Below are 19,574 nucleotides of genomic sequence, written 5' to 3'. Positions count from 1 at the left end.
CAGCGATCGGGTGGCCGGCCGACCCATCCAGGAACTCAGCCGGTCAGGTCACCTGGGGAATTTTCCGTCGGCACCTCTGGGGAGTATTCATCCGGCCTCTACAGCAGGCCCTATGGCTTGAACCGGGTATGCCGGATCTGGCGGGCAGCCCGAGCCACGGTCTACCGCCATCGCCTGCCACCCCGGACGGAGCAGCCCAGGCGAGCTGGGCCAGTCGGGCCAATGCCGGATGCGGCGCTGCTGGAGGCGATCCGGGCCGTCCTCGCGGCCAGCCCCTTTCATGGCGAGGGTCACCGCAAGGTCTGGGCAAGGCTGCGCATGCAGGGCGTCCGGACCTCCAGGCGCCGGGTGCTGCGGCTGATGCGTGAGCACGACCTGCTCGCTCCATCGCGGGTCGGCAGCCCTCGAGGCCCGCGCAACCACGACGGCACCATCATCCCTGACGCGGTGGACATCATGTGGGGCACTGACATGACCACCACCTGGACAGTTGGACACTTCGAAAAACCTCGCTGTTGACGCGCTGAGCTGATTCACTGAGGTCATCAGCGGAGGCAGTGGAATGGCAGGGCAGCCTGGCTTCTTCGATGTCGATGAGCGGTATGCGGCCTTGTCGGCGGCGGGCGATCCGCTGGAGCGCCTCTCGGCCGCGGTTGATTTCGAGATCTTCCGCCCGGTGCTGGATGCGGCGCTGGCGCGATCGGATCGTAGCCGTGGCGGCCGTCCGCCCTATGATGCGGTGCTGATGTTCCGCATCCTGGTGTTGCAGGCGCTCTACAGCCTTTCCGACGAGCAGGCCGAATTCCAACTGCGCGATCGTTTGAGCTTCATGCGCTTCGTGGGGCTTGCCCTGCACCAGGCGGTGCCCGATGCCAAGACGATCTGGCTGTATCGCGAGCAGCTCAAGCAGGCAGGCGCCATGGAGGGGCTGTTCCGCCGCTTTGAGGAGGTGCTGGCGGCCAAAGGCTTCCTCGCCATGGGCGGGCAGATCATCGATGCCACGATCATCGCCGCGCCGCGCCAGAAACTTACCATCGAGGAGAAGGCCACCATCCGGGAGGGCGGCACGCCAGAGGGCTGGTCCCGTGCCAAGAGGGCGCAGAAGGATCGGGATGCCCGGTGGACGCTCAAGCGCGGTAAAGCCAAGCCCAAGCCAGAAGGCAATCAGCGCCAGGTCATCCAGATCGCGGTGCCCATCTTCGGTTACAAGAGTCATATCGGCATTGACCGGCGGCACGGGCTGATCCGCCGCTGGACAGTCACCGATGCGGCCCAGCACGACAGCCGCAGCTTTCCGGCCCTGCTGGATGCCGAGAACACCGCCAGCCGCGTCTGGGCCGACACCGCCTACCGTACCAAGCGCAATCTGGAAGTGCTGGAGCAGCGCGGCCTGTCTGAGAGGATCCAGTTCCGCCGCCCACCGTGGCGTCAGCTCTCTGAACAACAGGCGAAGGCCAATGCGTCACGCGCCCGGATCCGCTCCGGCATTGAGCATGTCTTTGCCGCACAGAAGCACCGTATGAGGCTGTTCGTCTGCACGATCGGTATCGCACGTGCCCAGGTGAAGATCGGCATGGCCAATCTGGCCTATAACTTCGCCCGCCTCGCCTGGCTCAGCACCCGAGCTGCGCCCGCATAACCCCACATCCGCCATGAAGAGCCGCCTCGGCCGTCCTTGGCCGGTGACCCGGCCCTGTCAGCGGGGGCACATCAGAGCCTGAGGCGACGATCCTACGCGGCAAGGCCACTCAGCAGTGGGTACTTCGAGGTGTCCGGATGTCGCGCACCACCCGATCGGCGGGCGGCTTCGCGTTCGGTGTCAATGGCTTCTGGCTCATGGCTCGTTCCCTGCCGGTTACGATGAGCCGGAAACCCTCCTTTCCTCAACCATCCCTCTCTGTCTCATGAGCCCTGACGGCGGACAGCGCAGTCTGGTCGTCGGTCATCGTGGTCGGTCCAGAGCAAGGGGTTGTTGGTCTTAGCAACCCAACCCTAGCCACGAACCACCACGGTGACCGCCTCAGATCCGGCGGTCACCTCCTACACCACGCCCGGGGACACGACCTAACAACCTTTATCGGCCTCAACTTTGGACGAACTGCAGTGGCAGTTTGAGTGTTGCGAGTGTGCCGCGACCTGCCACACTTTCCAGATCCAGGTGGCCTGTATGAGCCTTGGCAATCGCCACTACGGTTGCCAACCCCAGGCCGCTGCCTCCGCCACGGCTGCGAGCGGCATCACCCCGAAAGAAGGGTTTGGTGACATGCGGGAGATCTTGCTCCGGAATGCCGGGTCCACGGTCACCAACAACCAGATGTACCTCGTTTCCGATGACTGTGACCTCAATCCATGGGTCTCTGCCATAGCGGAGGGCGTTAGCGACTAAGTTGGTGATTGCGCACTTCAGAGCGACGCGACGCCCAGGAACGATGGCCCGCTCATCCAAGGTGTGCTCCATCACCACCTGTCCTGCTTCTAGAAATTCGTCAACAACGGTACGAGCAAGAGCTGCTACCGAGACAGGTCGAAGAGGCTCGTGGTTAGGCTCACCACTGCGGAGGTAAGCCAGCACATCCGATACCATCGCTTCCATCTCGCCTAGATCCTGGCGAATTGGTGCCGTTACGGTATCCGGCAGTTCTTCTACACGAAGACGCAGTCTGGCAATGGGAGACATAAGATCGTGGGACAAAGCACCAAGAGCCAGTGTTCTTTGTCGGAAAGCATCGTAGGTGCGGCTCGCCATCCTATCGATGGCCTCAGCCAACTGACGTACTTCGAGAGGGCCATTCGCCGGAACGGGTTCAGGAGGCTTAGCGAGGTCCATCCGGGCAACTGTAGAGGCTAGCGCGGTAACTGGGCTGGCAATAAGGCGAGAGGCGAAGCCCATGGCGATCAGCAGGCTGATACCGAACAAGCCCGTATAGGCGTAGAGAACGCGCATCTCAGCTGAGATAACATCGGTACTGGACAACCGGATCTCAAGCCAAGTGCCATCTGACAACCAGGCCAAGCCTACAATGCCAACCAGATGACCCATTGACGGGTCGAAAGTGCCTGACTCGATGCGCAATGTCCGAACGGGTGTGGCTAATGACAACGCACGCTCAGAGATCCTCTGAAAGGCAGGCTCAGCTTCCCTCTTCGGTTCTGGGAGTAAGCCCGTGATTCGCCGAACGGTAAGATCTGGCTGTGCCAGCGCTATAGAAACGGCATCGCGTTGAGAGGCAGGTACTGCGTCCAAGGTTTCGAGCAGAGTGGCTAAGCGCTGCGCTAGAATTTCTTCAATGCTCCGGTCAACAACGGAGCGCTGCAGATAGTCGTGCAGTCCCACCATAGCGCCGATCAGCAACGAAAAGCCGATGAGCAGCGTCGCCAGGGTTTGCCCAAGCAAAGTGGAGGGTACAAGCCGGCTGATCAGGCCCATCGCACTGGACTCGTGAGCATATAGCCACTACCCCGAACGGTGCGGATGAGGTCAGCGTGATCGCCGAGCTTTGCTCGCAGGCGGCTGATCTGGACATCCATCGACCGGCCTAGGCCCCCATAGGGGCGGTTCCGGGCAAGATCGAGGAGCTGCTCTCTATTGAGAACCTGCTGAGGCCGCTCAATCAGCGCCAGCAGCAAGTCATACTCACCTCCCGTAAGTTCTACCTCGACGCCGTCGACGCGTCGCAGCTCGCGGCGTCGCGTGTCGAGTGTCCATCCGTCGAAGTGAGCGAGGGTCCGCGCCGCAACCTGCGCCGAGGTCGGCGATTGTCCCGTCCGCCTGAGGACCGCTCTGATCCGGGCGACGATCTCCCGCGGCTCTGCCGGCTTCACCACAAAATCGTCGGCTCCGAGTTCTAGCCCAAGAACCCGCTCGACTGTCTCCCCAAGCGCGGTCAGGAGAATGATGGGGATGTTGCTTTGCATCCGAAGAGAGCGGCAGATATCGAAGCCTGACTGACCAGGCATCATGACGTCGAGGACGATGGCATCCACCGGAGCGGTCTGAAGAATCAGGGACATTTCTGTACCGTCCTGCGCACCGGTAGCCCTAAAGCCGTTCCTGCGCAGGTAGGTCAGTAGCAGCCGCCGCAGATCCTCATCGTCATCCACGACGAGGATGTGCTTGGCTTCCGTGCCTCCCAGTAGAACCTCTCCTTCGGCTCCCGAAAGGCGGAGCCTGTTGAGCGGAGGCTGGTCTTCAGAATGATCGTCCGCAGGACGCTGCGGCATGATGTGTCTCCCGAGCCGTGGGTACGGCGATCCTGGTCAAAACATCCGGCCGTTTGACGCGCCGCCGATCACCTGCGGCGACCCCGTGCGGGCCGAAGTTTGAGGAGTAGCAATCCTCAGCCATAGATGACCTGAGCAACTTGGCCGGGAGAGAAGAGCAAGATCCATTGCCTTATGCCGCGCTGCTTTAAGCAGGGCAGCTTTGGCAATCCAAGCGCCCTTTTAACAAAGCCGCATTGCGTCGCCACCACTACACTTGCTGCGAGCACAAGCAGTGACGCTTTCCGGGAACCTGCGCGAATCCGGAGGCGACACCTTTCCGTTTAAGCAGGGCACGGCACGAGCAGCGAAGCTATACGCTTCGCTGCTCGTGCCGTCAGGGGGTGGACTAACCGCCAGGATTAGCGTGGCCGACCCCTTGAGCCTGGAGATGGCTTCGATGCCCCTCGGACTGAGCAATGTGACGCGTCAGAGGATGGCCGTCATAGGTACGGCCAAACGCGTCGCTGCTCGGAGCGTTGTTGGCAAGGGCGATGCTTTCCTCAAGCGCCGGGAGCTGGCGCTCGGACACCGTCATGGAGTGGGTCAAGGGGCTGCCAAGCTGCTCAATAAGAGGACCGGCGCCCATCCTGCCTCGCGTTACTTCCATATACTGTGCCAAAGGATCCCCGGTGGGGCTATCGCTCTCCCTAGCCAAGGTGGAATTTGCGCCAAAGCCAATGGAGAGAGCGAAGCCCATGGCGAAGAAGGGCATCCACTTGAAGGACATCAGTTTTACTCCTGTTGTTCTTGGTGTTCTGATGAGTTTCGGGATCAGAGGATCAAAGACGGGATGATGATTGCCCCCGCTGCTGAACACCGAGGCTTTAAGGCTCTCTGACTTCAGCCTGGACGGAGGGGATAGGCATCGACAGCCAAAGCGGGAGGAGTTTGCCTTCCGCTTGTCGATTGCCGTGACCAGCCGCAGAGATCGGCCCGGACAGAGGCTCCTGGGGCGTGGAACTTCTGAGGACGCGGCTTGCCAACGATCTGAGCCGCCGCTCACTCTGGAGGGGAGAGAATAACGGCGCGTGATACAGACGTGCTGACGCAGCCTCAGTGCAATAGAAATTCGAAGCCACTTCCTGCTGGCCACGCCAGCTAGTGATATTTATTGCCATTTGGAAGATTGATTGTGCCTCGATCATCTTATCGCTCCTGGGCGCCACGGTGCCCGTCCTCTCAATGTGTCCGCCAGGATGGCTCCAGCAAGAAGCTTTGGCAGAACATTCGGCTGAATGAGCGAAGTGATGCGAAGCAGATACAGTCTGAAATGTATTATTCAGTACATTGAAATATTTGAAATATCTGAGTTGCAAAGGACAAAATCGATGCAAGGCGAAGGCATCAGAAACTGCCTCATTGGATCAGACCCAGCAACCATAAATGGATACTTTATATCATTGTCCGGGACGTGCTTAGGTTCGTCAATTTTATTTTGATATTCAGGATTGGCGCTTGCATCTAAGATGGCTGAAGGTGATAGGTTCTGCTCTCTGCTATGCAGAGGCGTAGACCGATAGCTAACCGGACACGCTTGAAGCGTGTACGAGTTGCTGCGGGTTGGGTTGAGGCGCCGCATGAGCGCCCAGTGAAAGCCAACATTCTGCAAGCTTGCCGCACTTAAAGACTGCAGTGAGATCCTTTGATGCGTGACACCGACCGACAACCGGCTTAGAAGCGGCTTTGCATGTGCTCCACCAGGACATCGTTGGCTCTTGATAGTTTTCGCCGGGTAATGTCCGCGGTGCTGATCGCATGCTTGCTCATGTTTTCTGCAACTCAAGGTCACACTGCTGGTCACCAGACGCTGGTGGTTGGGCAGAACACCGTCGCTTCGCTTCAAGAGTCGAGCAGTGACGCTCCGCAGCCGAACACCGCACCCTGCGATTGCCTTCACACCCTCTGCGGCAAACTGGTCGCGCGTTCGCCCGAGCCCGTTGAGACAGCTACTGATCCAGTTCCTGTTTCAAAGCCAATTGCCAAGCCTGACAGAGTACTATCGTCCGGCGTTTTCGACCAATTAACTAAGCCACCTCGAGTCTAGCAGCCACGAAACGTCTCGGCATGGCTGCATTCGCTGCGGCCCTGCCTCGCGTGAATTGCTCTCGTTAGGTGTATCTCCATGCTTTCCAAGCTTTCGCTGGCGGCAGCCTGCGTTCTGGTATGGCCTGCTCTTGGCTATGCCCAGACCGCGGCTTCGACTTCTGGCGCTCTCCTGCTCACCTCGCCGCAACAGGCAGTGAGCCAAGCATTCCGATCGTCACCAGCGCTACGTGGAGCGGGAGCGTCCCGTGATGCTACGTTATCTGATAGGTTGCAGGCGCCACTGAGGCCCAATCCCGAGCTCAACACGAGCTTCGAAAGCTTCGGTGGCATGGGCGGCAACGGCGACACCAGGAGCTTCCGCAGCCTCGAGACTACGGTTGGCCTATCGCAGCGCATTGAGCTCGGCGGCAAACGTACTGCCCGCATCGGGCTTGCGGACCGTGGCGCCGAAGTAGCCGGGTTTGAGTACTCGGCTGCTCAGCTGGACTTGGCCCGTGATGTGACGGTCGCCATGGCCGCAGCGGAGGCGGCCGTGCGCAGCGTGGCGGTCGAGCGTGAAAGGCTGCGCCTTGCCAGTGAAACGCTTCGTGCGGCCCGCCTCCGTGTTGACGCGGGTCGGGATCCCATCCTCCAGGCGGAGCGCGCCGAGGTTACCCGGGCGACGGCCGAGATCGCCATGGAGCGATCTCAGCGCGAGGCGGAGATCGCGCGCGCCGAGCTCGCGGTGCTGATCGGTGTCCCTCAGGTTGAGCTAGCGGCTCGTCAGCCGTGGTTCGACGACATTGGCCCTTCCCCGGCGACGCCAGAACCTGCCGATCCATTGCTACGGCTGGCAGGAAATCCGGACTTGGCCCGGTTAGAAGGCGCCATTACCCAGCAGCGGGCCAATGTAACCTTTCAACGGTCAACTGCAGTGCCGGACGTCACCTTGAACGGAGACATTCGCCATGCTCGGGATACCGGCGAGACTTCCTTCGTGGCCGGCCTGAGCATTCCGCTTCCTTTCTCGGATCGCAACCAGGGAGGAATTGCCCGTGCTAATGCAGAGCTGCTGCGCGCGGAGACCGAGGCGCAGCGTGGCAGGTCGGCACTTGTTGCCGATCTTCTGGCGACGGAACGGCGCCTTATCCTGGCCTGGCGTGCGGCCCAGAGCCTGCGACGGGATGCACTTCCCGCCGCTGAGCGAGCTGCTCGGTCCGCCTCGGCGGGCTTTGGAGAGGGTAAGTTTTCCTTCCTCGAGGTTCTCGATGCGCAAAGAGCGCTGTCCGACACGCAGGGGCAGCTCGTCGAGACCTATCGTGAGTTCCATACCCGCCGAGCTGCCCTGGAGCGGCTTCGTGGCCAGCAACCTGCGGGCCAACCGACCGGAGTTCGCCGCTAATGCGCCGCGCAACACTTCTCGCCAGCGCCGCCATAGGCGGACTGGCTTTCGCTATCGCCTTTCCCTCGGTACCGGACACCGCCAGGACCTTGATGGGTCTGCAGGTTCCGGCATCAGCCGGCGCAGCCCAGCCCACTTCAACCGCGAAGCCGGACAATCACGGTAGTGGTGAAAGTGGTGAGGACGATCATGGCGAGGAAGGCCATATCGCCATGAGCGCTGAGCAGGTGGAGGCCTCAGGTATCATGGTCGCTGCCGTCAGCTCAGGACAGCTCCTGAGCCGTGCCACGGTTCCAGGCGTCCTAGCAGCCAGCCAGGACCGTCAGGCTAGGGTGACGCCGCGTCTCGGTGGCATTGTCGCCGAAGTCCGCCACAGCCTCGGCGACGAGGTCGCCCAAGGCGAGGTACTGGCTGTGCTGGAAAGCCGCGAAGTAGCGGATGCAAAGGGTGAGTTTCTGGCCGCAGGGCGCACGGCGGCGCTCGCCGAGACCCTACTAACCCGCGAGAGTCGCCTCTGGCGCCAGCGCATCTCGGCCGAGCAGGACTTCCTGCAGGCGCGGGCAACAGCGGAGGATGCGCGGATCAAGCTGGACCTAGCTCGACAGCGCTTATTGGCGCTCGGTCTGTCCGAGCAGGAGATCGTCACCCTGCCCCGTCAGCCTGCAGCGGCACTCCGGCGTCTTGAACTGCGCGCACCAATCGCGGGCAGGGTGACTGCCCGCGCCGCCATCCTGGGCAGCAATGCCGCGGCCGATGCGGAGCTGTTCTCGGTGGCCGATCTGTCGAAGCTCTGGGTGGAGATGACCATTCCTCCTCGCAACCTGCCAATGGCACGGCAGGGACAGACAGTGACCATCCAGGGCGAGGGTGATGTCAGATCCGAGGCACGCATCATCTTCCTGAGTCCGGTTCTGGACCCTGAAACCCGTTCGGCCCGGGCTGTTGCCGAACTGCCCAACCCGGATGGTGCATGGAGTGCCGGAGGCTTCATCACGGCACAACTGACGACCGGAGCCCAACCTGTGGACCTTCTGGTGCCGCGTGGCGCGGTACAGGAGATCGAGGGCAGGAAAGTGGTCTTTGTTCGTAACGACGAGGGATTCGAAATGCGCGAGGTGGCTCTCGGCCGCGAGGACGCTGAGAGCTACGAGGTGGTCTTCGGCCTGGACGAAGGCACGCAGATCGCGGTCGGCAATGCCTTTGTTCTGCGCGCCGAGCTCGGCAAGTCCGAAGCCGGGCATGCGCATTGAGGACTAAAGCCCAATGATAGGCCCCATCCTCGACTTCTCCGTCCGCAACCGCTGGACCGTCCTACTGATGGCGCTGATCGCCATCAGCATCGGCGGTTGGGCTCTGACCCGGCTGCCGATCGACGCCACACCGGACATTACCAACAATCAGGCGCAGATCAATACGGTCGCGCCCTCGCTTTCGCCTTACGAGATCGAGAAGCAGGTTACCTTCCCGATCGAGACCGCGCTGGCCGGGATCCCCGGGCTGGAAAGCACCCGATCCATTTCGCGCAACGGCTTCAGTCAGGTCACCGCAGTTTTCACGGAGACCACGGACATCTACTTCGCCCGGCAGCAGGTGCTGGAGCGCCTGATCGAAGCGGGCGAAAGCATGCCGGAAGGTGTTGAACCGCGGCTTGGTCCGGTCTCCACTGGCCTTGGCGAGGTCACCATGTGGACGGTCCGCTTCGCGGAGCGACACCGGGGGGATGTTGTCGCCAGTGGCGCGCCTGGCTGGCAGGCGGATGGCAGCTACCTTACGCCGGAGGGCGAGCGGCTGGTCACCGAAGTGGACCGGGCCACCTACCTGCGAACCGTGCAGGACTGGGTCATCCGGCCGGAGATTCGTAACATTCCAGGCATTGCCGGGGTGGACGCCATCGGCGGCTACGTGAAGCAGTATGTAGTGCAGCCCGACCCGGCGAAGCTGATGGCACTTGGTCTCAGCTTCGGCGACCTGTCCAACGCCATCGAGCGCAACAACGTCTCCACTGGCGCGGGCTATATCGACCGCGGCGGCGAAGGCCTCGTGGTCCGCTCCGGCGGGCGGGTGACCAGCGTCGCTGAACTTGAGCAGGTCGTGGTCGCCACCCGCGAGGGCGCGCCGATCCTGCTGCGCGATGTTGGTCGGGTTGCGATTGGTCAGGCGCCGCGCACCGGCAGCGCCAGCGGCAACGGTCAGGAGATGGTGGTTGGCACCGCCCTGATGTTGATCGGCGAGAACAGTCGCACAGTTGCCGCCGCCGTGCATGCCAGGGTCGAAGGCCTTGTGCGGATGTTGCCACTTGGCATCGAGGCAACGGCGGTTCTCGACCGTGGCATTCTGGTGGACGCCACGATTCAGACGGTTGCAAAGAACCTTGGCGAGGGTGCGCTCCTCGTCATCGTCATTCTCTTCCTGATGCTGGGCAACATTCGTGCGGCCATCATCACCGCCCTGGTCATCCCGGTGACCATGCTGATGACTGCCTTTGGCATGGTCCGCGGCGGGATCTCGGCCAACCTGATGTCGCTAGGCGCCCTCGACTTCGGCCTGATCGTTGATGGCGCGGTAATTATCACTGAGAACAGCCTGCGCCACCTGGCCGAGCGGCAGCACGAGAAGGGTCGCCTTCTGACGCTGGAAGAGCGGCTGCAGACCGTTTCGGACAGCGCCAAGGAGATGATCCGACCCTCACTCTACGGCCAAGCCATCATCATCCTGGTCTACGCGCCGCTGCTGACTTTCACCGGCGTCGAAGGCAAAATGTTCATACCGATGGCGTTGACCGTCATTCTGGCCCTTGCCTGCGCCTTTGTCCTCTCCATGACCCTGGTCCCGGCTCTTATCGCCATCTGGATCAGTGGAAGGGTGCAGGAGAAGGAAGTTGCCATCGTCCGTGGCCTGAAATCGGTCTACGTGCCGGTGCTGAGCCGGACACTGCGCGCACCGGTGCCGGTGATCGCCCTGGGTGCACTGCTGTTCCTGGGCAGCCTGACGCTCTTCTCACGTCTTGGGCAGGAGTTTATCCCGACGTTGGACGAGGGCAACCTGGCGATGCAGGCGCTGCGTATTCCCAGCACCTCTCTGCAGCAATCCCAGGCCATGCAGTCTGTGCTGGAGCGCCGCATCTCGCGTCTGCCCGAGGTGCAGATCATCTACTCCAAGACCGGCACAGCCGAGGTTGCCTCAGATCCGATGCCGCCGAATGCCTCCGATACCTTTATCATTCTCAAGCCGCGTGGTGAGTGGCCCGATCCTTCCCTGCCCAAAGCGGAACTAGTGCGACGCATCGAGCAAGCTGTTGCCGGTATCCCTGGCAACGCTCTGGAATTTACCCAACCTATCCAGATGCGCTTCAACGAGTTGCTGGCAGGCGTGCGCGGTGATCTGGCAGTCAAGGTCTTTGGCGATGAGTATGGGCCGATGCTGCAGGCGGCCAGTCAGATCGCGGCCATTCTGAACAGCGTCCAGGGCGCGGCTGACGTGAAGGTCGAACAGGCCACCGGTCTGCCTTTTCTCGAGGTCACGGTGAACCGTGCTGAGGTAGCGCGGCGTGGTCTCAGTGTCGCCGATGTCCAGGCTGTGCTGGCGACGGCCGTCGGGGGGCGTGAGGCGGGTATGGTTTATGAGGGTGACCGCCGCTTCGCTATCGTCGTGCGATTGCCCGAGGCCATGCGCAACAATTTCGAGGCACTGCGTAACCTGCCGGTGCCGCTGCCACCCGTAGCCGGGCGCCCGGCCTCCTCGGTGCCGCTGCAGCAGCTGGCCAGCCTCTCGGTGGTGCAGGGGCCAAATCAGATCAGCCGCGAGCAGGGACGACGTCGTGTCGTTATCCAAGCCAATGCCCGTGGCCGTGACATCGGCTCGATCGTTGCAGAGGCGCGTGCGCGGGTAGAACGCGAAGTGCAGTTGCCGCCTGGCTATAGCATCACCTGGGGCGGCCAGTTTGAGAACCTGGCCCAGGCGCGCGCCCGGCTGACGATCGTCGTGCCAGCCTGCTTCCTGCTGATCCTGGTGCTGCTCTACGCAGCGCTCGGCTCAGTACGAGATGCTTTGGTGGTGTTCAGTGGCGTGCCGCTAGCGCTTTCCGGTGGACTGTTGGCGCTCTGGCTGCGTGGCATGCCGTTCTCGGTACCCGCTGCCGTCGGCTTTATCGCGCTCTCCGGTGTCGCCGTGCTCAACGGCTTAGTCATGGCAAGCTCGATCAAGGACCTGCTGGCGCATGGAACCTTGTCCTTGCGGGATGCCGTGTTTCAGGGAGCCACAACTCGGCTCCGCCCCGTTGCCATGACCGCCCTGGTGGCTTCACTGGGTTTCGTGCCAATGGCAATTGCCACGGGTGCCGGGGCGGAGGTGCAGAAGCCACTAGCGACGGTGGTCATTGGTGGGCTGATCAGTGCCACCTTGCTGACCTTGCTGGTGCTGCCCGCCCTCTACGTGCGCTTCGGCCGGGTCAGCAAGGCAAGCAGTGATGAGGTCAGCGCCAGTCCTACCGGCCATGCCCCGGCTGAATGAGCATGGCGCCGTCACGGCGGCGCCTATCTACCTTCTCCTCGAAAGGAAATCGCGATGAAAAAGCTGCTTCTCGCTGCAACGGCCGTAGTCACCCTGGCTAGCCCCGTACTCGCTCAGAACACTGCCGCTGGTGGCCATGGCCACGCCGATCAAGGGCCGCATGGTGGACGCATGCAGGACGTTGCGGGCGCTCATGCGGAACTACTGGTGGCCGAGCGGACCATCACCGTCCACCTCTATGACGAGAGCGGCAAGCCAATCCCGGCGACAGGCTACTCCGCCTCTATGCTGGTCGGTACCGGCCAAGCGCGAGAGGTGGTCCAGTTGTCACCGCGGGCTGACAACACGCTGGCGGGTGACGCTAAGTCCGCGCTTGGCCGCGGTGCATCGATGACCATGCAGATCAAAAATCCAAAAGGTCGGAGCGGCCAAGCGCGCTTCTGACCGGGTTTGGAAGGCGCCGCCCTGGCGCCCTCCAGCTTGTTGTGCGCGCGTATGTGCCTGATCTAGGCCGCGTGGGCAAAGCTGATCCATAGGCGGATGGCAGCGAGTTGGACAAAGCCGAGGAAGCTGCTGGCTGTGTGGTCATAGCGGGCAGCAACCCGGCGGCAGTTCTTTAACGGCTGATGCAGCGCTCGATGCGGTTGCGGAGGGCGTAGAACGGCCGCTAGATGCTGTGCTGGATGCGCCTGTTGCGCTTGGTCGGGATCTCTGGCTGCTCTCCGCGGTCGCGCACATCCTGTCGTATGGCATCACTGTCGTAGGCGCGATTTACGAAAGATGCCGGGGGTGCTGTCCCGCTCCTCCATCAGCACGCCGTAGGCCGTGCTGTCATGCGCTTCGCCCGGCGTCAGCGTCAGGCTGATCGGCAGGCCATGAGCATTGGTGCGGAGATGGATCTTGGTCGAGAAGCCACCGCGCGAGCGTCCAAGATCCTGGCGATGAGTCCCCCTTTTGCGCCAGCCGTGCAGTGATGGGCGCGGACGATGGTGCTGTCGATTATCTGAAGGGCGTCGGCATCGCCGTCATCATCCGCTAACGCCTGCAGCAGCACATCCCAAAGACCCAAGGTGGCCCAGCGTCGATACTGCCGGTAGACGGAGTTCCAGTTGCCCAGTTCAGGCGGCAGGTCACGCCAGGGAATGCCGTGCGCGCTACCCAGAAGATGGCATCCAACACCCGGCGGTGACTACCAGGCGGGCGGCTGCGGAAGGGGCCGGTCTCGACCACGAAGGGCTCGAAGAAGGCCCATTCCTCACACCGTCAGCAAACCTCGCAGCACCGGCGCCTCTCTTCAGGAGGCAGCCTTGAATCACCTCAGGCTCAGGATGTGAAGCACCTTTGTCCACGCCGCCTAGTAACATGTGATGATCCTGTTGTGCTGCCCATTAACAATCAGCGTTCTTATGTCTCTCAATTGTAAACGGCATGTTGTTAAATGCTTCTCAACGGCATCATTGTGCAGAAGTACTCCATGACGCCCAAGCAGATCCTTGTCTGTCCTTGATTAAGCGGCGCATAGCAATTCGGGCGGAGACACCCCGAGGAGCAAAGAGATGGCGAAGAGCCGAGCACTTGTTCTGTTGCTGGGAGCAGCAGCGGTTCTGTCAGGCTGCGGTACAGGCAGAGTGAGCATGAGCGATACGCAGGCGGCACGCCCCATCAGTGGCGTCGTCTGTCCGCCTGCAGGTACAGTCGCTGTTCGTGATGATGCCACGCATGTTCGGTATGCTGGTGCCGATCCAGCTGATCCCGCAGTCTGCCTCGTCCGCGGCCCTGCCGGCACGACACAACGAATGATTGGCGGCCTTATCAGCACACATCCCGTCAATGATGCGCAACGTCGTGCTGCCATCGCCGGACTGTTCCCGCTTGCACCTGGAAAGGCCACGTCGGTCAGCTATACGCTGGTCAGCCCGCTGGTACCTCATCCGCAAGCTTTCCCTTTCGAAGAATCCTTCCGTGTCAGCGGCGACTCTTCCTATAACTTGAACGGCACCACTCGCCCAACCTGGGTCGTTGAGAGCTCACTTCGCAGCCAGTTGGACCCGGCAGCAAACTTCAACATGACCTACAACATCGACAAGGAAACGGGTGTCATCCTTTCCTACAACATCTACACGCACACGGGTGGCAACCTTGCCTCGCGTCCGTTCCGCGTGACCCAACTCGAGCTGCCAGGACGCCTTTAAAGCTCAAGACAGACTGCCATCCTTGCTGCCTGTTAAGGGAACTTTCCTGAGCAGCAAGATGTATTTGTTTTTTTGAGCGAGTTGCGGCACCGCCAAGCATAGATTTAATTTCATCATCGGCGCGGTGCCGCAGCAAAGATTTTTTGTGTGGTGCATTTATATTTCACAAATACATTGAACATAAGTATAATTCAATAAAATATTCACAGTTCAATTTGTTATTTACTGTTGATAGTCGATAGACGTCTTCGTAGAGGAAGGCCGGTCCACATTGGAGTGACAGACTTGCTTCTCCGGTCCCTTGCCCTCGGCGCTCTGGCGGCCATGCTTGGCACTCAAGCCCACGCACAATCTTCGCCGCCCAGAGATGGCGTATCCTGGTCTGGCATTCGCCCCACTCTGCGGCTGGCAGACGGCAATCTCACGATGCAGCCGGTTGCCCGCATCGATCTCCATGCGGGTTCCTACTTCGGCCAACCCGATGACTTGGGTGATCGCTTCTCCAGCGGCGCGAATGTCCGGCGCGGACGACTAGGTTTACGCGGCGCAGTGTTTGAGGACTTCGCCTACAACTTTACTTGGGAACTCGCCCCTTCGACACCGCAGGAGCCGTCGCGTGGTGGCCGCATCTTTGAGGCGTCGCTCGCATACAAGGGCATTGACGGTGCAAGCTTTCAGGTTGGAGCCTGGACGCTCCCGCACACGCTCGCATATGCCACAAGTTCGTCGGAGCTGTTGTTCATCGAGCGTCCGAGCATCGCCGCCATGGCATCCAGCGTTGCGTCCGGTGATACGCGCTTTGCTGCTGGTGGCGAGGTGTTTGGGAAGCGCTTCTATGGCTCCGCTTTCGTCACACAGGGGGTCGCTTCTACACCCTACGACAACGATCAGCGCGGTGTGGTCGGTCGCGCCGCCTGGCTGGCTCTCGACGGCGAGACAAAGGTACAGTTAGGCTTTAACGCTGCCTATCAGGCTGAACCGGGCTCCAACAGCAGTTCGTCGCAGCGCTTCCGCGACTATCCTGAACTGCGGTTGAACAGCTTTCGGTACGTGGACACACGCAGCCTTCCCGCCGACTCTTCATGGGCTTACGGCCCAGAACTCTCGGGCCTAGTTGGCAAGCTGCATTACGCGGCTGAGTATCAGATCATCGGGCTGGATACGCCGACCGGTCCGACACGCAGCTTCGACGGTTGGTACATCAACCTTGCTTACCCGCTTCTTGGTGAACCCCGCCGACGAGCTGACAGCAACGCTACTTGGCGCCGCGGCCGCGGGGGCAATCTCGACTTCAATCAGAACTGGGGCGCGCTGGAACTGGCCGGTGGCTACAGCACCGTTGATCTGAGTGATGGCCCTGTGCGTGGGGGCCGCCAATCGATCTGGAGCACGGCGCTGAATTGGTATCCTACCGACCAGATCAAGGTTACCACGCAGTATCAGAACGGTAATCTTGGCTTGCCTGGCCGGGATCGCGATTTTCAGAGCGTAGCTTTCGCCGTTATATTCAATCTCTGACAACTAATACCAAGTCTCTGTGAGTGAGACTCATGGGGGATTCCCGCCGGGCCAACGGTCTGATTCAAAGTGGCGGACGGTGTGGAGTTCGCCATGGCGGCAGCGGTGGAACTGCGGGATGACTTCGATGCTGCGGCGCTGCGCAGATTGGCGCGGCGGAGCAAGGATCCGGGCCAGATCCGGCGCCTGCTGGCTATGGCCGAGATCTACGATGGCCGCCGCCGCGGCGAGGCGGCCCGGGTTGGCGGTGTCGGTCTGCAAACCTTGCGCGACTGGGTTCTGCGTTTCAACGCCACGGGCCCTGCCGGGCTGGTCGACGGCAAGGCGCCAGGTCAGCCTTCGAAGCTCAACGACAAGCAGCGTCAGCAGCTCCTACGCATGGTGGAGACAGGCCCGACACCCGCAATCTATGGTGTGGTCCGCTGGCGCCTGATCGACCTGGCACAGTGGCTCTTTGAAGAATACGGCCTCTCGATCGCCAAGCAGACCCTCAGCCGGGAGATGCGGGCACTCCGTCTGCGCAAGATCTCCGCCCGCCCCCAGCACCATGCCCAGGATCCAGAGCAGGTGGAGGCATTTAAAAAAACTTCGCCGCCCGTCTGGCAGAAGTTGCCCAGGCAAGGCCGCCGGACACCTGGGTAGAGATCTGGTTCGCCGACCAAGCCAGGATTGGCCAGAAGAACACCATCAGCCGCCGCTGGGCTCTACGGGGCAGCCGTCCCCGTGCTCCACGGGATCAGCGGACCCGCTCGGCCTACATCTTCGGCGCGATCTGCCCACGCGAAGGAAAGGGCGCAGGCCTGGTTCTGCCCTTCTGCAACACCGCCGCCATGGAACTGCACCTCGCCGAGATCGCCCAGGCGGTCGCACCGGGCGCCCACGCCGTCCTCATCGTCGATCAGGCTGGCTGGCACACCAGTCCCAAGCTCGTTGTGCCCAGCAACATCACCATCCTGCCCCTGCCGCCCCGCTCACCCGAGTTGAACCCGGTCGAGAACATCTGGCAGTTCATGCGCGACAACTGGCTGGCCAACCGGGTCTTCAGATCCTACGCCGACATCGTCGACCATTGCTGCTTCGCCTGGAACACTCTCATCAGCCAGCCCTGGAAGATCATGTCCATCGGCCTGCGAGATTGGGCTCATAGGTTATGATCGGAGAGGCTTGGTATAACAGCAAAGGGTCAAGCTAGCGTCAGGCTTGGCCCTTACTCTGGCTTTCAGACCGGAAGTTAAGGTCGGGGCTGCGCTGGCTTAAGGGGTCAACCATGCGGCTTGGATGTTTTCGGTCCCAGGCCGTCATATGCACCTCGAAGCAATGCCATGCGCCCACGGAATAGCAGAGTTTCATGGTGTTCGATTTGGCTTGAGCCTGTAGTGACTACAGGCTGTACAGCGCTATCCGACATAGAAGGCGGGGGTTCCGATCGTGAATACGGTCAGCCGATCTTTCTGGCGGGTAGAAGGGATGGATTGCGCATCCTGCGTCGCCAAGGTGACACGCGCCTTGGAGCGTATGCCTGGCGTGACGGACGTAGAAGTCAATCTTATAAGCGAGCGGCTGTCTGCCTCATTGGCGCCGGGAAGCAGCGACCCTTCCGCGGTAAAGGCGCAGGTGGAGGCGCTCGGCTACAAGGTGACGCTTCTGAAGGGAGACAAAGGCCTAGAGAAGGCTGGCTGTTCGCTGGAGGAAACTGGTCATCATCATGTTGGTCATGATCATGACCATAGTCGCGGCGCACATGTGCATGGCGTCCTTGAGGCGCACAACCACGATCTGCCGAGCGATAAGGGCAAGGCTTGGTTTGCGACATCAAAGGCCAAACTTGTCTGGGCGCTTGGCGTGCTGGTCGCCGCTGCCTGGATAGCCGCTCAGGTCTTTCCGGCGGCCTCCTACCCGCTTTATCTGGCCACAACCTTGGTGGCGCTTATGCCCTTTGGTCGTCGGGCCATTGCTCTCGCGCGCGCAGGATCGCCGTTCTCCATCGAGACGCTCATGGTGGTCGCTGCCCTCGGCGCCGCGTTCATCGGCGCGGCTGAAGAGGCAGCTCTCGTTGTGCTGCTTTTTGCCATTGGCGAGATGCTCGAGGGGGTGGCTGCCGGACGTGCTCGCGCGGGCATCCAGGCACTGGTCGATCTGATGCCAAAGAATGCGCTACGCCTACAGTCCAACGGGACAATAGAGACGGTTTCGGCGGACAGGTTGTCACTCGGCGACCATGTGCTCGTCCGCCCGGGCGATCGTGTTCCCTGTGACGGTACCATTATCGAAGGAGTATCCTCTCTGGACGAGAGTCCAGTCACGGGTGAAAGCGTTCCGGTCGTGCGGTCCATCGGCGAGCATATTGTGGCCGGTTCGATCAATACCGATGGCGTTCTTCGGGTTGCGGTATCCGCAGCGGGCGCCGATAGCACGCTGGCGCGGATCGCGCGCTTGGTGGAGCAGGCTACGGCCTCCCGCGGTCGGACCCAGCGTTTCATCGAGCGCTTCTCCAACGTCTGGACACCGGGCGCTATGGCCATCGCTGCGCTGGCTATTGTCGTGCCGCCGCTCTTCTTTGGAGGTGAGTGGAGCACTTGGCTTTACCGCGGCTTGGCGCTGCTGTTGGTGGCTTGCCCTTGTGCCCTGGTGATCTCGGTGCCGGCCGCTATGGCGTCTGGCCTTTCCGCAGGCGCGCGGCGCGGCCTACTCGTGAAGGGCGGCGCCGCTCTGGAAGCGATTGGCGGTGCCAGGACAATCGCCTTCGACAAGACTGGAACCCTGACTGCCGGTAGGCCGCGCGTGACGGACATCCTGCCGCATCGGAGCCATGAGGAAGGCGAGATCCTGCGGCTAGCCAGCGCGGTCGAGGCCGGATCCTCCCACCCGCTGGCACGCGCTATCCTGGAAGCAGCGGAAGTGCGTGGCCTAAGCCTGCCGGCAGCCGTGGAGGCCGTGGCCGTTGCTGGCAAGTCTGTGAGTGCTCGCGTCGAAGGCGCCCTCATCGCGGTCGGTTCTCCCATCTGGGCCAGCGGCACTGGGATAGAACTGCCGGCGGCACTGGCTCAGGACGTGGCGCGGCTAGAGGCCGAAGGGAAGACAGCCGTTGTGGTCACCAAAGAGCGCGAAGCCCTTGGTGTGATCGCCATGCGCGATGAGCCACGGCCGGACGCTGCGGTGGGTATCGCGGCGTTGAAGCGGCTGAGCGTTGATGCGGTTATGCTCACCGGGGACAATCCTCGTACCGGTGCGGCCATCGCAGACTCGCTGGGCTTGTCCGTCAAGGCATCGCTGCTGCCCGCCGATAAGCTGCGTGAGATCGGCATCCTCAAGGAGAAGGGTCCCGTGGTAATGGTCGGGGATGGCATCAACGATGCCCCTGCCCTTGCCGCCGCCAGCGCCGGTGTCGCCATGGGTGGCGGAACCGATGTTGCCCTGGAGGCTGCCGACGCGGCGTTGATGAAGGAGCGTGTAGCTGGCATTGCCGAACTCGTTGAGCTTTCGCGAGCCACGCTGAGCAACGTCAAGATTAATGTTGGCATCGCTGTCGGGCTGAAGCTTGTCTTCCTCATGACCACGGTCACTGGCACGACTGGGCTTTGGGTTGCGATCCTGGCGGACACCGGAGCAACCGTACTCGTAACCCTGAATGCCTTGCGGCTTCTGGCCTGGAAGCCTGCTTAAGC

12 protein-coding genes and 2 pseudogenes are annotated in these 19,574 nt (G+C 61.7%); 10 read left to right on the top strand and 4 right to left on the bottom strand.

The genetic code is table 11. From position 1 onward, the window contains the following. Positions 1-108: 108 nt before the first annotated feature. Positions 109-489 (top strand): annotated as a pseudogene (locus CR165_RS21100) (IS3 family transposase); the annotation flags it as partial. Positions 490-562: 73 nt separating this feature from the next. Continuing rightward, positions 563-1,639, top strand: a complete 1,077-nt coding sequence (locus CR165_RS21095) for an IS5 family transposase (RefSeq protein WP_109518906.1) — start codon at positions 563-565, stop codon at positions 1,637-1,639. A gap of 444 nt (positions 1,640-2,083) precedes the next feature. Here the strand turns inward: CR165_RS21095 and CR165_RS21090 are convergent, their stop codons facing one another. The 3 genes from CR165_RS21090 to CR165_RS21080 all read right to left on the bottom strand — a co-directional run bounded on the left by CR165_RS21090 (position 2,084) and on the right by CR165_RS21080 (position 4,990). Then, positions 2,084-3,427 carry an ATP-binding protein gene (locus CR165_RS21090; protein WP_109518905.1) on the bottom strand — a complete coding sequence of 448 codons (1,344 nt, stop codon included), beginning with the start codon at positions 3,425-3,427 and terminating at the stop codon, positions 2,084-2,086. Further along, positions 3,418-4,221 (bottom strand): response regulator, encoded by an 804-nt coding sequence (locus CR165_RS21085; protein WP_245906650.1) that lies wholly within the window; start codon positions 4,219-4,221, stop codon positions 3,418-3,420. Before CR165_RS21085 ends, CR165_RS21090 begins: the two co-directional genes overlap by 10 nt. A gap of 388 nt (positions 4,222-4,609) precedes the next feature. Further along, the gene (locus CR165_RS21080; RefSeq protein WP_109518904.1) at positions 4,610-4,990 is read right to left on the bottom strand and encodes a hypothetical protein; all 381 of its coding nucleotides are present in this window, start codon (positions 4,988-4,990) and stop codon (positions 4,610-4,612) included. A gap of 1,395 nt (positions 4,991-6,385) precedes the next feature. Between CR165_RS21080 and CR165_RS21075 the strand changes: the two genes are divergently transcribed. The 4 genes from CR165_RS21075 to CR165_RS24630 are packed head-to-tail and all read left to right on the top strand — an operon-like array spanning position 6,386 to position 12,643. Further along, a complete protein-coding gene (locus tag CR165_RS21075) occupies positions 6,386-7,690 on the top strand; it encodes a TolC family protein (RefSeq protein ID WP_109518903.1) in 1,305 nt (434 codons plus the stop codon). After that, the gene (locus CR165_RS21070) at positions 7,690-8,940 is read left to right on the top strand and encodes an efflux RND transporter periplasmic adaptor subunit (protein WP_109518902.1); all 1,251 of its coding nucleotides are present in this window, start codon (positions 7,690-7,692) and stop codon (positions 8,938-8,940) included. Before CR165_RS21075 ends, CR165_RS21070 begins: the two co-directional genes overlap by 1 nt. Positions 8,941-8,953: 13 nt before the next feature. After that, complete coding sequence (locus CR165_RS21065) at positions 8,954-12,199, top strand: efflux RND transporter permease subunit (RefSeq protein ID WP_109518901.1); 3,246 nt, start codon at positions 8,954-8,956, stop codon at positions 12,197-12,199. Positions 12,200-12,253: 54 nt separating this feature from the next. Further along, a complete protein-coding gene (locus CR165_RS24630) occupies positions 12,254-12,643 on the top strand; it encodes a hypothetical protein (protein ID WP_146201971.1) in 390 nt (129 codons plus the stop codon). 62 nt (positions 12,644-12,705) lie between these two features. On the opposite strand, the pseudogene CR165_RS21060 reads toward CR165_RS24630, so the two are convergent. Next, a pseudogene (locus CR165_RS21060) lies at positions 12,706-13,429 on the bottom strand (IS5 family transposase). 404 nt (positions 13,430-13,833) lie between these two features. Here CR165_RS21060 and CR165_RS21055 point away from each other — a divergent pair. The 4 genes from CR165_RS21055 (at position 13,834) to CR165_RS21040 (ending at position 19,572) form a co-directional block, all read left to right on the top strand. Next, positions 13,834-14,391: a hypothetical protein gene (locus CR165_RS21055; protein WP_245906646.1), complete on the top strand. Its 558-nt coding sequence runs from the start codon at positions 13,834-13,836 to the stop codon at positions 14,389-14,391. 426 nt (positions 14,392-14,817) lie between these two features. Further along, positions 14,818-15,909 carry an OprO/OprP family phosphate-selective porin gene (locus CR165_RS21050; protein WP_181378274.1) on the top strand — a complete coding sequence of 364 codons (1,092 nt, stop codon included), beginning with the start codon at positions 14,818-14,820 and terminating at the stop codon, positions 15,907-15,909. Between the two features lie 93 nt (positions 15,910-16,002). Further along, a protein-coding gene (locus tag CR165_RS21045; protein WP_408887544.1) for an IS630 family transposase occupies positions 16,003-17,063 on the top strand; the annotation gives its coding sequence in 2 pieces (ribosomal slippage) (positions 16,003-16,507 and positions 16,507-17,063; 1,062 coding nt in all). 313 nt (positions 17,064-17,376) lie between these two features. Continuing rightward, positions 17,377-19,572, top strand: coding sequence for a heavy metal translocating P-type ATPase (locus CR165_RS21040; protein ID WP_109518898.1), 2,196 nt, complete (start codon positions 17,377-17,379; stop codon positions 19,570-19,572). Positions 19,573-19,574: the final 2 nt, after the last annotated feature.

This window comes from Teichococcus aestuarii, from assembly GCF_003116135.1.
Taxonomy (GTDB): Bacteria; Pseudomonadota; Alphaproteobacteria; order Acetobacterales; family Acetobacteraceae; genus Pseudoroseomonas; species Pseudoroseomonas aestuarii.
Note: the sequence above shows the minus strand (reverse complement) of the source record. Positions and strands in the feature narration are given on the sequence as shown.

What these genes read in the sequence shown, in the direction of transcription:
- CR165_RS21050 (WP_181378274.1), top strand. Translation starts at nt 14,818, where the DNA reads ATGCAGCCGGTTGCCCGCATCGATCTCCATGCGGGTTCCTACTTCGGC.
- CR165_RS21080 (WP_109518904.1), bottom strand. Translation starts at nt 4,990, where the DNA reads ATGTCCTTCAAGTGGATGCCCTTCTTCGCCATGGGCTTCGCTCTCTCC.
- CR165_RS21095 (WP_109518906.1), top strand. Translation starts at nt 563, where the DNA reads ATGGCAGGGCAGCCTGGCTTCTTCGATGTCGATGAGCGGTATGCGGCC.
- CR165_RS24630 (WP_146201971.1), top strand. Translation starts at nt 12,254, where the DNA reads ATGAAAAAGCTGCTTCTCGCTGCAACGGCCGTAGTCACCCTGGCTAGC.
- CR165_RS21075 (WP_109518903.1), top strand. Translation starts at nt 6,386, where the DNA reads ATGCTTTCCAAGCTTTCGCTGGCGGCAGCCTGCGTTCTGGTATGGCCT.
- CR165_RS21085 (WP_245906650.1), bottom strand. Translation starts at nt 4,221, where the DNA reads ATGCCGCAGCGTCCTGCGGACGATCATTCTGAAGACCAGCCTCCGCTC.
- CR165_RS21070 (WP_109518902.1), top strand. Translation starts at nt 7,690, where the DNA reads ATGCGCCGCGCAACACTTCTCGCCAGCGCCGCCATAGGCGGACTGGCT.
- CR165_RS21055 (WP_245906646.1), top strand. Translation starts at nt 13,834, where the DNA reads ATGAGCGATACGCAGGCGGCACGCCCCATCAGTGGCGTCGTCTGTCCG.
- CR165_RS21040 (WP_109518898.1), top strand. Translation starts at nt 17,377, where the DNA reads ATGGATTGCGCATCCTGCGTCGCCAAGGTGACACGCGCCTTGGAGCGT.
- CR165_RS21065 (WP_109518901.1), top strand. Translation starts at nt 8,954, where the DNA reads ATGATAGGCCCCATCCTCGACTTCTCCGTCCGCAACCGCTGGACCGTC.
- CR165_RS21090 (WP_109518905.1), bottom strand. Translation starts at nt 3,427, where the DNA reads ATGGGCCTGATCAGCCGGCTTGTACCCTCCACTTTGCTTGGGCAAACC.